At 39.3% G+C, this 14044-nt stretch carries 10 protein-coding genes and 1 riboswitch; of the genes, 4 read left to right on the top strand and 6 right to left on the bottom strand.

The features are described 5' to 3' along the window. Positions 1-54: 54 nt before the first annotated feature. Positions 55-2334 carry an excinuclease ABC subunit UvrA gene (locus BI350_RS08275; RefSeq protein WP_075527660.1) on the bottom strand — a complete coding sequence of 760 codons (2280 nt, stop codon included), beginning with the start codon at positions 2332-2334 and terminating at the stop codon, positions 55-57. 761 nt (positions 2335-3095) lie between these two features. On the opposite strand from BI350_RS08275, the gene BI350_RS08270 reads away from it, so the two are divergent. Continuing rightward, a complete protein-coding gene (locus BI350_RS08270; RefSeq protein ID WP_075527659.1) occupies positions 3096-4532 on the top strand; it encodes a class-III pyridoxal-phosphate-dependent aminotransferase in 1437 nt (478 codons plus the stop codon). A 196-nt stretch (positions 4533-4728) separates the two neighbouring features. On the opposite strand, the gene BI350_RS08265 is transcribed toward BI350_RS08270, so the two are convergent. Further along, entirely contained in the window at positions 4729-6228 is a 1500-nt protein-coding gene (locus tag BI350_RS08265) for an aldehyde dehydrogenase family protein (protein WP_168157282.1), read from the bottom strand. A 235-nt stretch (positions 6229-6463) separates the two neighbouring features. Between BI350_RS08265 and BI350_RS08260 the strand changes: the two genes are divergently transcribed. Both BI350_RS08260 and BI350_RS17410 read left to right on the top strand, forming a co-directional pair. After that, positions 6464-8173 (top strand): sigma-54-dependent Fis family transcriptional regulator, encoded by a 1710-nt coding sequence (locus tag BI350_RS08260; protein ID WP_245698317.1) that lies wholly within the window; start codon positions 6464-6466, stop codon positions 8171-8173. Positions 8174-8209: 36 nt separating this feature from the next. After that, the gene (locus tag BI350_RS17410) at positions 8210-8311 is read left to right on the top strand and encodes a helix-turn-helix domain-containing protein (protein WP_425423249.1); all 102 of its coding nucleotides are present in this window, start codon (positions 8210-8212) and stop codon (positions 8309-8311) included. A gap of 355 nt (positions 8312-8666) precedes the next feature. On the opposite strand, the gene BI350_RS08255 is transcribed toward BI350_RS17410, so the two are convergent. After that, a complete protein-coding gene (locus tag BI350_RS08255) occupies positions 8667-9095 on the bottom strand; it encodes a VOC family protein (RefSeq protein ID WP_075527657.1) in 429 nt (142 codons plus the stop codon). Positions 9096-9543: 448 nt separating this feature from the next. On the opposite strand from BI350_RS08255, the gene BI350_RS08250 reads away from it, so the two are divergent. Further along, positions 9544-9891 (top strand): DUF2200 domain-containing protein, encoded by a 348-nt coding sequence (locus BI350_RS08250; protein WP_075527656.1) that lies wholly within the window; start codon positions 9544-9546, stop codon positions 9889-9891. Positions 9892-10003: 112 nt separating this feature from the next. Here BI350_RS08250 and BI350_RS08245 read toward each other — a convergent pair whose 3' ends face one another. The 3 genes from BI350_RS08245 to BI350_RS08235 form a co-directional block, all read right to left on the bottom strand. Continuing rightward, entirely contained in the window at positions 10004-10282 is a 279-nt protein-coding gene (locus tag BI350_RS08245) for a hypothetical protein (protein ID WP_075527655.1), read from the bottom strand. Between the two features lie 71 nt (positions 10283-10353). Further along, positions 10354-10453: riboswitch (SAM riboswitch) on the bottom strand. Positions 10454-10534: 81 nt separating this feature from the next. Then, entirely contained in the window at positions 10535-11188 is a 654-nt protein-coding gene (locus BI350_RS08240) for an LbetaH domain-containing protein (protein WP_075527654.1), read from the bottom strand. A 182-nt stretch (positions 11189-11370) separates the two neighbouring features. Continuing rightward, positions 11371-13908, bottom strand: coding sequence for an EAL domain-containing protein (locus tag BI350_RS08235; protein WP_075527653.1), 2538 nt, complete (start codon positions 13906-13908; stop codon positions 11371-11373). Positions 13909-14044 lie beyond the last annotated feature (136 nt).

Here is a 14044-nt window from a genome sequence, read left to right as displayed (position 1 = left end):
ATAGAAATGACTATTACCACTTTAACAAATTTTCGCACTAAATGAAATCACACTTCATGTTAACTGTTCAGCAATTCCATTCTTTAACCATTTCGATGTCAACGTTTCTGCAGTCAACATCTCTTCCGGCGTCCCTTCAAATAAAATCTGCCCACCTTGTTTTCCTCCGCCTGGACCTAATTCGATTACCCAATCGCTCGCCGCGATAAAATCTAGATTGTGTTCGATGATGATAACAGAGTTTCCCTTGTTGACAAGATTTTGAAATACATCCAAAAGTTTTCCATTATCTTTTTTGTGCAATCCTAAAGATGGTTCGTCCAACAGATAGATTTGCCCCTTTTTTTGTAAATGACTCGCAAGTTTGAGACGCTGGACCTCACCCCCACTTAAAGAACTCGTCGTCTGCCCTAGCGTTAGATATCCTAATCCTACGTCTAGCAGCGTATTCACTCTGTTTAGGATTCTTGGTACTTTAAAATAGTTTATCGCCTCGTCTATTGTTAAACCTAAAATCTCCGCTATATTTTTATCTTGATACCGGTATAACAATGCCTCGTCTGAATACCTCATTCCGTGACACGCTTCACATAATACTGTCACTGGATCTGCAAACGCTACGTCTGGGGTTGTGACGCCTTTTCCTTTGCACATAGGGCATGCCCCCAATGAGTTAAAGGTGAATAAACCCGCGGGTTGTCCTGTTTCTTTTGCAAGGATTGCGCGAATATCATCCATGATGCCCATATATGTCGCAATCGTCGAGCGACTAGAGATGCCTATACTGCCTTGTCCTACTAAGATCGTTTCTGGATAATTTTCTGGAAAGGCCTCCATCATTAAGGAACTTTTACCAGAGCCTGAAACGCCGCATATGGAAACAAGTGCATGTTGCGGAATCTTTACGCTTATGTTTTTCAAGTTATTATGACATGCTCTTTTGATCGTAAAATAACTTTTACGATCTCTTGGGCGTTTGTTGATGGTTAGCTGTTGGTTTACTCTCGTTGCCGCTTTAGAATTATCCAGCCCTTCTAATTTTCCTTGGTAAACAATTTCTCCTCCGCTTACACCTGCCCCCGGGCCCATCTCTATAATTTCATCCGCCGCTTTTATGACGGATAGATCATGTTCGATAACGATGACGGTATTATGATATTCTTTTATACTTTTTAATAGCTGAATTAACCTATCCACTTCTTCTGGATGAAGTCCTGCACTCGGTTCATCGAAAATGTATGTGATGTTATTAAGACTACTCCCCAAATGACGCGCAATTTTCACCCTTTGCGCTTCACCGCCGGATAGCGTGCCCATTTTCCTAGACAGACTTAAATAGCCTAATCCTAATTCAACGAGTTGTTGAATAGGTGCAATGGCTTGTTGTGCGATAGACGCCCCTAAAGGATCATGTATCCTATTGAGTTCCTCAAGAAATTCTGTCAATTCCAATTGATCGTATTCAGCGATATTGAAGCCATTTATTCTACATGCTAAAACTTCAGGGCTTAGACCTGAACCTAGGCAGTTTTGGCAATCGCTTTGGGTGGATACGGCTAAAACGTCTTCTTGAGAAACTTGTTTGAGTTTTGAGATGTCTCTATTAATATATAGGCGTGTAAATCTTGGCAATAACCCATCCCACTCATGATCTTGTGGACCATTTTTTGTGTGAAACGGTGCGAAGACGCTTTCGCCTTCCGGGGGACCATATAATAATAGGTGACGTTTTTCTTCTGAATAGTCCTTAATCGGTTTATCAGGATCAAATAATCCACCAGTCATCATCCACCTGCCTTGCCAACCTGAAGGCGATAGCGGCTTAAACTTCACTGCATACGCCCGAAGTGACTTATCGACATCGACCATTTTATTTAAATCCGGCGCAATGACCTTCCCAAACCCACTACATGCTGGACATTTGCCGAATGAACTTTGGCTCGAAAAATCGGTGGCCGACGCGATAGGCGGCGTGCCAATCCGGGAGAATAAAAGTCTAATTAATGGATGGATATCCATATAGGTGCCAACTGTTGAGCGGGAATTGCCGCCGACTTGTCTTTGCTCTACAACGACAACTGGGCTTAAATTTTGCATCAAATCAGCATGGGGTCTTTCGTATCTGGGCATTTGATTTCTAACATAGTGCGGATAGTTCATCGTCATTTGTCTTCTGCTTTCAGTTGCCAATGTATCAAAAACTACGGAACTTTTTCCTGAGCCGGAAAGCCCCGTAAATACGATGATTTTTTCTTTCGGTATGTTTATATCTATATTTTTTAAATTATTTTCTTTAAGACCTCTTAAAATGATTTCATCTATTATTTTGGGCACTTTATCATCCTTTCTGATTTGAAGTGTCCTAAGGTTAGCAAATTTATACATACTTCAAGCACTGCTAATCCAGCAACTACACTAAGTGATTACGCAGGCATTTGCAGTAATCTTTTTCTTCTACACCAAAATATCGCTGCACTCTTCCGGGCCCTAACTATTTTAGTAATTAGACACTTTGAGTATACGTACACTCTAATTATTCTGTCTATTGAATGCAAGAGAATCGGTTAAGTTTATACAATCTGTTATGTTCCACTGGAAATAGAACAATCATCATAAATTACCACTATAGGTGGAGGGTTTTATAACAAAGGAACAATGAACATTCAAAATTCCGCGCTCTTGCAAGAGTACGGATGAAATGTGGTATACAGTAGTTGGTTGCCCGCTTTAATAGCCTATGTTCTAAAAATGAACATCGATGCTCCAAAACCATACACCTCTTATGACAGTAATCGTGCAACAAAGAGGGATTACTAATTGGCATGCTTATTGCATCAATAATTTAATAGCGGCGCAATAAAAGAGGTGCCGGTAGTTTCAAAGAATTATATGAATAACAAAATAAAGGAGGCTACCATTTAAATAAATTAAGAGCGATATTGATAAAGTTGCTGGTTCAGTTTAGAAGTCCGACATTTCCATAATAAGGTAGGAATACTTTTGTAGCGTACCATTATTTTTCTACAGGATTATTCGCAGAATTTTTTTGTCTTGAGTAAGTTTTTATCGCAGTTAACTTAAAGGGGGACATAATAATGACGAATATTGATTGGAAAAAGGTTGAAGAATGGGATAATAAATATATACTAAGGACATTTGCTACACAGGATGAATACCAAACAGTCCCAATTGAGTCCACTGAAGGTGATTACCTCATTATGCCGGACGGAACACGCTTATTGGATTTATTTAACCAATTGTATTGCGTAAATACTGGACAGAAAAACAAAAAAATTAATGATGCAATCAAAGATGCACTTGATCGATATGGATTTGTCTGGGATGCCTATACTTCGGACTATAAGGCAAAAGCGGCAAAACTGATTATGGAGGATATTCTTGGAGAGGAAAGCTGGCCAGGAAAAATCAGATTTGTTTCAACTGGAAGTGAAGCAAACGAGACAGCACTCTTCATTGCGCGACTCTTTAAAAATCGACCAAATGTAATTACAAGAGAACACGCTTACCATGGTTGGACAAGAGGCGCCTCCTCACTGACACGAGTAAAAGGAACTCGAAGCGGGATTACAGAGACCGATCCAAATACAGAGCAAAGACACGTTCCGGGACAGCAAGATGGAGTGGTTGCAGTAGCCCCTTCTCCTAACTGCTTGCGCTGCCCGCTTAGCCATAAATATGGGTCATGTCACGATGAGACTGGGGAGCTAGCCTGTGTAACCTATACGAGGCGGATGATTGAAAACCAAGGTCCAGAACAAGTAGCTGCAATGGTTACCGAAATTACACAAGGGGCGGGCTCGATTCACCCACCAAAAGAATATATTCCACAAATCCGCAAGATGACAAAAGAACTTGATATTCTCTGGATTGTCGATGAGGTTTTAACAGGATTTGGACGTACAGGAGAATGGTTTAATTACCAGCACTACGGAGTGGAGCCAGATATTGTCACAATGGCGAAAGGACTCTCCAGTTCAACAATTCCGGCCGGTGCCGTAGTAGTTAATAAAGAAATCGCCGAATTTATGGACCAATTCCGTTGGGAAACGGTCTCTACTTATTCGGGTCACCCTATCGCAATGGCTGCTGTATGTGCAAATATTGAATATATGATTGAAGAAAACTTAGTTGCAAAAGCAAAGGAAACAGGCAAATATTTTAAAAAGAGATTATTGGAGCTGCAGGACAAACACCCGACTGTAGGACCTGTCAATGGTGCTGGAGTCCTTTGGATGGTAGAGCTAGTTAAGGATGCAAAAAATACTCCTTTTATAAAACTAGATCGGAACACAACTCATGAGGCAGATCCAAGCACATTCCCAATTAATATTATCAATGCAAAAGCACTTGAAAAAGGCGTATTAATTGGCGGTTTTGTACCTAACACTTTACGTATAGGTACATCCTTAGACATTTCTAAAGAAGATATTGATAAAGCAATTGATGCACTGGATTATGCGTTGGATCATTTAGATAAACTAGCTGAGCAGAAGCAAAAGACATTAGTTTAATAAGTACTTTGCATGTCACTAGACCTTCCCCCTTGACCCCTAAACGGGTTAAGGGGTTTTAATTTAGATGTTTTTTTCCCAGGACATACAATGAAATTCGTTGCTCATTGTAATAATATCAAACCCAAAAATGACCGCCCACCTTTTTTAGGGAGACGGTCACTATTTTTGTTGGTTTTTATTAAGCAATCAATAATTATTCAAGATTCACCCAAACCGATTTTACCTGTGTATATAAATCTAGTGCATACGAACCCATTTCACGGCCATAACCGGATTGCTTATAGCCCCCAAACGGAATCGCCGCATCTAAAGCATTATAATCATTTACCCATACAGTCCCAGCTTCAATTGCATGTGCAACTTTATGAGCCTTTCGAACATCTGTCGTCCAGATACCCGCCGCAAGACCGTATTCAGTATCATTTGCTTGGCGGATAATATCAGTTAAATCGTCTTCATCGTCAAATGGCATCGCTGATAAAACAGGTCCGAAAATTTCTTCTTGTGTAATCGACATTTCATTGTTTACATCCGCAAAAATTGTGGGTGGTATGAAATAGCCCGAACGATCCAGGGGCTGTCCGCCAATAAGGGCTTCAGCTCCCGCTTGATGTCCTGCTTCTAAATAACGAGTTACACGTTTGAATTGCTCCTCAGAAACAAGTGGACCAATTTCTGTTAACTCGTCCAACCCAATCCCTTGCCTCATCTTGGAAGTACGGCTCACTATTTCAGCCATCACTTTGTCGTACACTTTTTTATGAACATAGAGCCGTGACCCTGCAGAACATGCTTGACCTTGGTTGAAGAAAATCCCCATCATTGCCCCGGGAATTGCTTTCGATAAATCAGCATCTGAAAAAATAATATTCGGCGATTTTCCACCCAATTCTAACGAAAGTCTTTTCAAATTGCCTGTAGATTGCTGTTGGATTAATTTCCCTACTTCGGTCGAACCGGTAAATGCAATCTTTCTGATTCTCGGATGCTGAACCATCGCGTTTCCGGCAGTTTCGCCATATCCACTCAGCATGTTCACAACACCATCTGGAAATCCAGCTTGCTTTACCAAATCTGCTAAATAAAGCGCCGATAGCGGTGTTTGTTCTGCGCTTTTGAAAATAATTACATTGCCGGTAGCAAGTGCCGCCCCCATTTTCCATGCCAACATCAGAATTGGAAAGTTCCACGGAATAATTTGTCCAACAACACCAACTGGCTCTCTGCGTGTATACGCCAACATATCCTTTCCGGTAGAACTATCAATTACTTCACCAGATATTTTAGTGGCCCAGCCTGCATAGTAACGAAAATGGTCAATGGAGAGTGGTAAATCAGCCGCACGCGCATGGCTAATTGGTTTCCCATTATCCAATGCTTCTAACTGCGCTAAAGGTTCTAAATGCTCCTCCAATAAATCAGCCAATCTCCACATCATCTTTCCTCGTTCACTCGGCGTTACCTTTCGCCATTCCCCGTAAAAGGCTTTTTCCGCTGCTTCCACTGCTCTGTTTACATCCTCTTTATCTGCCTCATAAACGGAGGTAATCACTTTTCCAGTTGCCGGATTCACTGTTTCAAATGTTTTCCCAGAGATAGACTCGACAAACTCTCCACCAATAAATAGCTTCTTGGGACCTCCACGTAAAAAATCCTCTACGCGACCATCTAACTGTACCGCCTTTTCTGCAATTAATGTTTTTGACATGCTTATCCTCCTCATTTTTTTGGATTCATCTTACACCCTAAGTACAGATGCAACATTCATGCCAAGTACAAACACTATTATTTCGCGGCCCCATCTTTGATGCTTTGTTCGAAAATGGACCAATTCGTCCCAATCTAACGCAATTGATTGTACCTCCAAATCATGATAAACTATTAATGTATTTAGAATTTACTGTTAGTTTTGTGAGGGAGGTTCAAGAATGGATACAGTTTTGGTAAATAATGACTTCACAAAATCTTGGGAGCGAAGCAAAAAACACGGTGCTAATTTGGCTAAAGCGCAAGAAGCTATGCTCCAAGAATATGAACTTAAACTTCAACAAGAGAAAAAAAGGGATTTATTGAATAGCATGCACCCGACAATTGAAAGCTTGGCATATTCTCTAAAGTCATCTAACACAATTGTTGTCATTTCTAACTCCTCAGGTTATGTACTCAATAGCGTAGGTAATCTTACATTTCTAGATGATGCAGAAAAAAATAATTTACAAAACGGAGCTTGTTGGTCCGAGCAAATGAGAGGTACGAATTCAGCGGGCACGATTTCCATTGAGCAAAAACCGTTGGCTGTCATTGGTAACGAGCATTATTTACCATCCCATCGTACGCTATTTTGTGCTGGCTCCCCTATTTTTAATCCCAGCGGAGAACTAGATGCTGTGTTGAATATAAGTGGACATTTTAGCGTCTATCATCCTGCAATGCTTGGTATGGTCGATAATATTGCTCGCAATATAGAGAACTGGATGCTAGTCCGTCAACCAAAGCCACAACTAGTCATTTCTCTTTATCCAGAATCACAAAAAAACTATGAAGCTTTATTTGCAGTCGATTTACACGGACAAGTTATTGGGATGAATCGTGAAGCACATCGCCTATGTCGGATGGATAACTTTTTAGTCACTCCGATTTACTTAGAAGAATTGTTCTCAAACACAGATGAGTTGCTGTCTGGAACAAGGAAGACCAACTCTTCTTTGATTCGTCTGTACACAAAAGATACTGAAGAAAAATGTTTTTTCGCTTCAATTGTCCATGATTCTCGTCCTGTGAAATTTTATACAGAAATAAAAACCGCTACAAAACAGTTGAAAACAGATAAGAAAAGCAAGTCTTCCTATTCGTTTAATGATATTTATGGAGTGGATAAAACACTTATGTCTGCACTTTCTACAGCGAAAAAAGCCGCTACAACAGATTATACAATTGTAATTACTGGGGAAAGCGGTACTGGAAAAGAAATGGTTAGCCAAGCCATTCATCAAGCAAGTACACGTTCAACAAAACCATTCGTCGCTCTCAACTGTGGTGGCATTACCAAAAGCCTGGCTGAAAGTGAATTATTTGGCTATGAAGCTGGGGCATATACAGGAGCAAAGCAATCAGGACAACCCGGCGTGTTCGAGCAGGCACATGGAGGCACCCTTTTCCTAGACGAAATTGCCGAACTGCCAATGGATATACAAATCACATTATTACGGGTCCTTCAAGATTTTAAAGTGAAAAGAATCGGTGGCGTAAAGTCTGTTCAAGTGGATGTACGACTCATTACTGCCACACATACCGACCTTTGGGAAAAAGTGCAAGAAGGCAGTTTTCGCGCCGATTTATATTACCGTTTACAAGGCATATCTATCGTACTGCCCCCACTTCGAAAACGTGAAGACCGCTTACAATTTGCCTATAACTTATTATCTAACATTGAGGGGGAGATTCATAGACACTCACTTACCTTCTCCCCTGTTGCGGAACAATTCATTAAAGAATATTCATGGCCTGGGAATGTTCGTCAAATGAGTAGTGCAATACGTGAAGCCGCCTTTTTATCTGTAGGCGATACGATTGATTTACAATCTTTTCCAAATTATATTTTGTCGGATTTTCAAAAACGAGAGACGACCGGCTCTTGACTGCGGGACACGGAGCGTAAAGTGATTTTGGATACTATGAATAAAACAGGCGGAAATGTTGCCGAATCAGCACGTATTCTTGGAATTGGTCGCAATACCCTTTACAGAAAACTAGACAGTTTTTCACTGAAAGATTAGTAATGAATTGATTCAATATAAGATTTTAATCCAATATAAAAAATAAAAAAACAAACAGGTACACAATGTCCTCGTAGGATATTTGCACAGCCGCAATTGAACCAACTGTCGGAGGAATTAGCGTGTGCGCCGCGGACAATCCTGTTATTTGTACAACCACCATGGATTCGGTTTTTTTACAACAATTGAGCGTCCCAAATGAATTGTAAACAAAAGTCAAACGCATGCTGTAGTGGAACAATTCTTTCAAATATTTAATAAAGGCTACAGCATATTGTCAAATCGTTCCTGTATTCAATTTTTAGCAACAAGAAAAAAGCTCAGTATTCAATCTGAGCTTTTTAAACGTTATTGATTATTGTTGTTCTTCTGGTACATTCACTTGGAAAGTAACACCGAACTTGTCCTTTACTTGTCCATACAAAGGACTCCAATCCGTCTTTTGAAGAGGCATAATTGCTTCTCCACCGTCTGCTAAAGCATCAAAAATCTCTCTAGCTCTCGCCTCTTCTTTTGGGTGGATAGCAAGCTGGATCATATTACCTTGCTGAAATGGCATACCTGGGTGCGTATCAGAGAACATAAGATCCACGTCGCCAACTTTTAAATGTGCATGCATCACACGATCCTTCATCTCTTCCAGTAACGGATAATTCGGATCCGCGGGCATATCTCCGAACGTCATGATCCCCATCACTTTCCCACCAAGCGCTTTCTCATAAAAATGGACTGCTTCCTTCGTGTTACCGTCAAAAATCAAATACGGGTTCAAACTAATTGACATCATTCAACAGCTCCTTCGTTCCAACTTATTTTAAAAATGCTATAATGATCCCCAAACTGCAGTAACCACCAATCATTATTACCCACGAATATATATTAACCCACAGAACACACGTTTGTCAACGTGGATTAAATTGAACAACTGCGGCATACAATATTGTAAAAAACCTCCGAAACTTGTTCTTTAGTCAGATTGCATAAATCAAACCGTTCCATCACGTACTTAATTTCAAATCCATAGCCGTTCAATAACGACTTCCAATTTCTTTGCATTTCCAACATCTCCATTTCCTTTTTGTTAACATAAGCATTTGTAGGAGATAAAAAATCCCCCTTGGATGGTTGAACTACTACAAACCCATACATATGCATCAGTAAATGTTATACTCGTTATTCATACTATATAAATTAATTATCCATAAGTAAGCAATTTTAAAGGAGTGTGTATCATGACAAAACATAAAATCTATACGATGAGTTTTGCAAGTGTCTATCCCCATTACGTTACGAAAGCAGAGAGAAAAGAACGTACAAAATCAGAAGTCGATGAAATTATCCGTTGGTTGACAGGATATACCCAAGAAGAGTTAGAAGCACAAATCGAAAAAAAGATAGACTTTGAGACATTCTTTGCGGAAGCCCCCCAACTCAATCCTTCGCGTGCATTGATCAAAGGTGTTGTTTGCGGTGTCCGAGTGGAAAATATCGAAGAACCATTAATGCAAGAAATTCGTTATTTAGATAAACTCATCGATGAGCTAGCAAAGGGTAAAATGATGGAGAAGATTTTGAGATAAGCATAAAGTTAAAAGCCTACTTTGGAAGTAGGCTTTTGTAATTTGGCGGGCGTCATACTGTACAGTTCCGAATGAATACTCGTGATAAAACGAACGCTTAGGTGCTTGAACCTTAAATGATCGTTTGTTCTCCAAACACATGCGTGATTAATGTACGTCTTTTTTCTTCCACAACTGCTGTCAAACGTTTAATCTCTCCCTGGATTTCCCCAATCTCAGCCAACTTGACTTGGATAGCTGCCCGTGAAATCGTGTCTCCAAGTTCATAGTAATCAATTTCCTTCTGCGACTGCGCTATTTTGTGGTGTCTTGCGATGGCAGACGCCGACCCAGTCACCTTTTTCTCCATCCATTTCTTCTGTTCTGCATTAAGCTGTTCTAACTTAGTCATTGTACCCCTCCTGAAATTTTTCCAAATAAAAACTCTTCCCGATTAAGAGAAGAGTGCATTTGCAAAATTTCTCCTCATCATTCAGGTTCCCCTGTTGGATGTAGCACCTTACCGGCTGGCAGGTTGCTGAGACTTCGTTGGGCCAATTCCCTCCGTCTCTCTTAATAAGAAAAGAGTTTACTATTTAGTTACTTTTATTATATCGTTAACATCATATTTCGTCAAAGAAACATTTGGAGACCCAAAAACCAACTAGCTATACGCCATTCCACAAGAACAACGATTCTCCCCTAATAATAAATGATAAGATGCAGGAAACTCTTGATTTACACGCTGCACTTCAACAGCAAATTCTTCGCTATCTTTTGGCACGAATGACAGTGCATCGGCCTTTTCCTGTGTGTCAATATGGGCGCCAGGCGGTACGAATCGATCCGATGCAATGTGCACACCATTTGTCACGACCGCATTGTTTGCAATAAAAGCCCCTTCTTCAACAATTGCATTATAGACAATCGCTTTAAACCCAACAAAGACATGACTTCCAATATAAACAGGACCATGGATCAGCGCGCCATGGGCAATTGTTACATCGTTTCCAAGGTAGATTGAATAACTTCCTCCTTCAACTGTAAAGCGTTTGTCTAATAACCCATGAAGAATTACACCATCTTGAAGATTCACATTCGAGCCAATGTAAAAAGGGGTTCCTTCATCTGCACGAACACTTACATTCGGCGCAATAAAAACATTATCTTGAATGCACACATTACCGATCACACTCGAAAATGGACTTAAATATGCGGTTTCATCAATCGTTGGATAACAACTCACAGGATTAGATGGTGTGATTGGATTGGGACTTATAAAAGGTTGATAACAATCGAAATCGTAACCTCTTCTCAAGCGGGCACCTCTCTCTCAATTTAATTCCTAATCAGTGTATGTGAATCAGAGTGAATGTAGTACCTTCCCCCAGTTCAGCTATATTTAGATACGTTCTTAAACAAAATAAGTTTTATTTGAATTAATTAATCCCACCAAATATCGATATGGTGGGATGACATCATTGGTTTATTCACTGAAGCTTACAACTTATTGAAATAAGCTTGTATTTCTTTAGTTATAAAAGTATGATTTGGTAATATCGGATTCTTTTTTAATAGTAGCTGAAATTGATTGAAATGCTTTATTAAGTATTCTCTTGTCGGCTCATCAACGATAAGCTGGACACCATAACGGTAAATATCTCCTTGTTCTGAGTCATGAATAATTTTGCCGTAAATATCTAGGGTCTCCTCAAGAACCTTTAGTTGAAACCTTAATACGCAATCTGTGTTAGAAGGGAGTTTAATTTTCGATAGGAAGCGCAAGCCGCCTGGGCCAATATTTTCAATTAAAATTTTAGTATTTCCTAATGAAACTTTTTTCCCTTTCCATTCAGATATGGTCATATTCGCTTCTAATGGATATTGGAAATCAATTCTAAAAAACTTTCTTCTCTCTGTTTGTGGCATAGGATTTTGTTCAGAAATCCGTTCCCCGTGTAATAACCTTTGAATATCCTTTGCGGGAACAGGCCTACTAAATAAATAACCTTGCACCCAATCACAATCTAGCTTTTCTAGAAATGCATGCTGTTCTTTTGTTTCAACGCCTTCAGCTACAACTCTAATGGAGAGTCTATGTGCAAGTCGGATAATCGCTGTCGTAATCTCAGTGCTTTCAATATCTGATTCAATGCCATCTATTAAAGATTTATCCAACTTTAATATATCTGGTTTTAAATCCTTTATCTTCTTAAATGAGGCATAACCTGTACCAAAATCATCTAGTGAGATTTCGATACCCATCTCCCGTATTCTTCTAACCTTATCCAACACTCTAACTTCCTGTTCAATCATCGTACTCTCGGTGATTTCAATTGTCAGCCATTTAGGGTCAATTTCGTTCTCCCGTAAAGTACTTTGAATCATTTCCACTAATCCTTTTCGCAAAAATTGAACGAGTGACAAATTCACAGATGCCTTCACGAAAAATCCAGCCTCATGCCATATGCGTAAATTAGTACAAACGGTCTGTAAAACCCATTTTCCAAGTTCGTGAATAACCCCCGACTCTTCTGCATGATGAATAAATTCATTTGGCGAAACAATTCCCCAATCAGGATGGTCCCACCTGATTAACGCTTCTACACTTTCAATCTGGTTCGTTCCTGTATGATAAATCGGCTGATAGTAAAGTTGGAATTGATTGTTGTAAAGTGCGTGTTTCAGATCATTGCGTAATGAAAATACTTTATATGTACCAATATTCGCTGTAGGCGAGTAAATTTGAAAAGTATTATTTCCCGATTTTTCGGCTAGATGTAATGCAAGATTTGTATTTGTCATAAGGGAACTAGCGTCTTCTCCAGAGTCTGGATAAATACTTACCCCTAAACTTGATGTAAGATATAGTTGATATTCTTTAATTTCAAATGGGTGGTCAAAAACTTCGAGTACTTCTTTTGCAATTTGTTCAACAAAAAAAGTATCCTGAACTTTCGTTGTCAAAATGGCAAATTCATCTCCGCCAATTCTTGCAATCAATTCTATTTTATTGGTTAGTTTATTTTTTAACTTTCTGGCGATTTCTATTAATAAAAGGTCCCCTATAGCATGTCCTTTCGAATCATTCAAAAACTTAAATCCATCCAAATTTAGAAATAAAACAGCGAACTTTCTCTCTTCACTATTCGCTAATCGGACTTCTAGTTCTAACCTCTCGTTGAAATAACGGCGGTTCGGTAAACCTGTCAAAAGATCATGATTAGCCATATATTGTATTTCTCGTTGCATTTTTTTAAGTTGGGTAATGTTATGGAAGTTACAAACAATTCCATTCACACCGGGATTATCAAGCTGATTCGAATAGATCACTTCATAATCATGGAATTCGCCATTTTTATGCTTCAAACGAAGTTCAACCGTATATGGAATCTTTGGCCGAAGAAGAATTTCGTTGAATTTTCTTTCCGCTATTCCCTGGTCCTCATGATGGACGAAATCAAGGTAATTGATCCCGATAATTTCTCCAGGTGTATATCCGAATAACCTTTCGATTGACGAGCTATGAAAGCTTACCCTTCCCTCCTCGTCTAGGATCGAAATTACCTCATGCGAGTGATGAAACAAAGATTCCAGTTTACATGAAGTTTCTTGGATTCCAAACTCTAGTTCTTTGGTCACTGATATATTACGGGCTAATCCATAAAGACCAATTACTTCATTGTTTTCAATGACAATCGGTACTAAGGTATTGTCTACATATAGCACTTCCCCATTAAACCCAAGCGTTCTGTATTCAACATACTTCGTAATCCCACTGAACACTTCTTTGAAGTAACCATTCACTTTTTCCTTATCCTCTTCAAAAATAAAATCTTTAAATTTTTTCCCGATTATTTCTGCAGGTTCAATACCATCTAAAAGTGACTCGCCTCCACGTATGTTAACGATAGTCCCTTTTAAATCAATAACAAAAAGAAAAATATCAGGGGAGTTTTCAAATATTTCTGGATATGTTTTCTTTTCTTCCTCTAAATAAGCCAGTAATTTTCTATGTTTACTTCTACCAAAAAACACGAATATGTTCCCCTTTCAATTTTTCCTTTCAATTAATATAGGCTCAAAGGACCTTTTTGTCAACATCACTTTAGGTTGAATTAACTACTCGGAAAGAGTTCCTGTGAAAACACTACTGAGAAAAAAGACTAAATCT

The sequence above is a fragment of the Sporosarcina ureilytica genome, assembly GCF_001753205.1.
Lineage (GTDB): Bacteria > Bacillota > Bacilli > Bacillales_A > Planococcaceae > Sporosarcina > Sporosarcina ureilytica.
Note: the sequence above shows the minus strand (reverse complement) of the source record. Positions and strands in the feature narration are given on the sequence as shown.

What these genes read in the sequence shown, in the direction of transcription:
- BI350_RS08260 (WP_245698317.1), top strand. Translation starts at nt 6,464, where the DNA reads ATGGATACAGTTTTGGTAAATAATGACTTCACAAAATCTTGGGAGCGA.
- BI350_RS08270 (WP_075527659.1), top strand. Translation starts at nt 3,096, where the DNA reads ATGACGAATATTGATTGGAAAAAGGTTGAAGAATGGGATAATAAATAT.
- BI350_RS08250 (WP_075527656.1), top strand. Translation starts at nt 9,544, where the DNA reads ATGACAAAACATAAAATCTATACGATGAGTTTTGCAAGTGTCTATCCC.
- BI350_RS17410 (WP_425423249.1), top strand. Translation starts at nt 8,210, where the DNA reads ATGAATAAAACAGGCGGAAATGTTGCCGAATCAGCACGTATTCTTGGA.
- BI350_RS08245 (WP_075527655.1), bottom strand. Translation starts at nt 10,282, where the DNA reads ATGACTAAGTTAGAACAGCTTAATGCAGAACAGAAGAAATGGATGGAG.
- BI350_RS08255 (WP_075527657.1), bottom strand. Translation starts at nt 9,095, where the DNA reads ATGTCAATTAGTTTGAACCCGTATTTGATTTTTGACGGTAACACGAAG.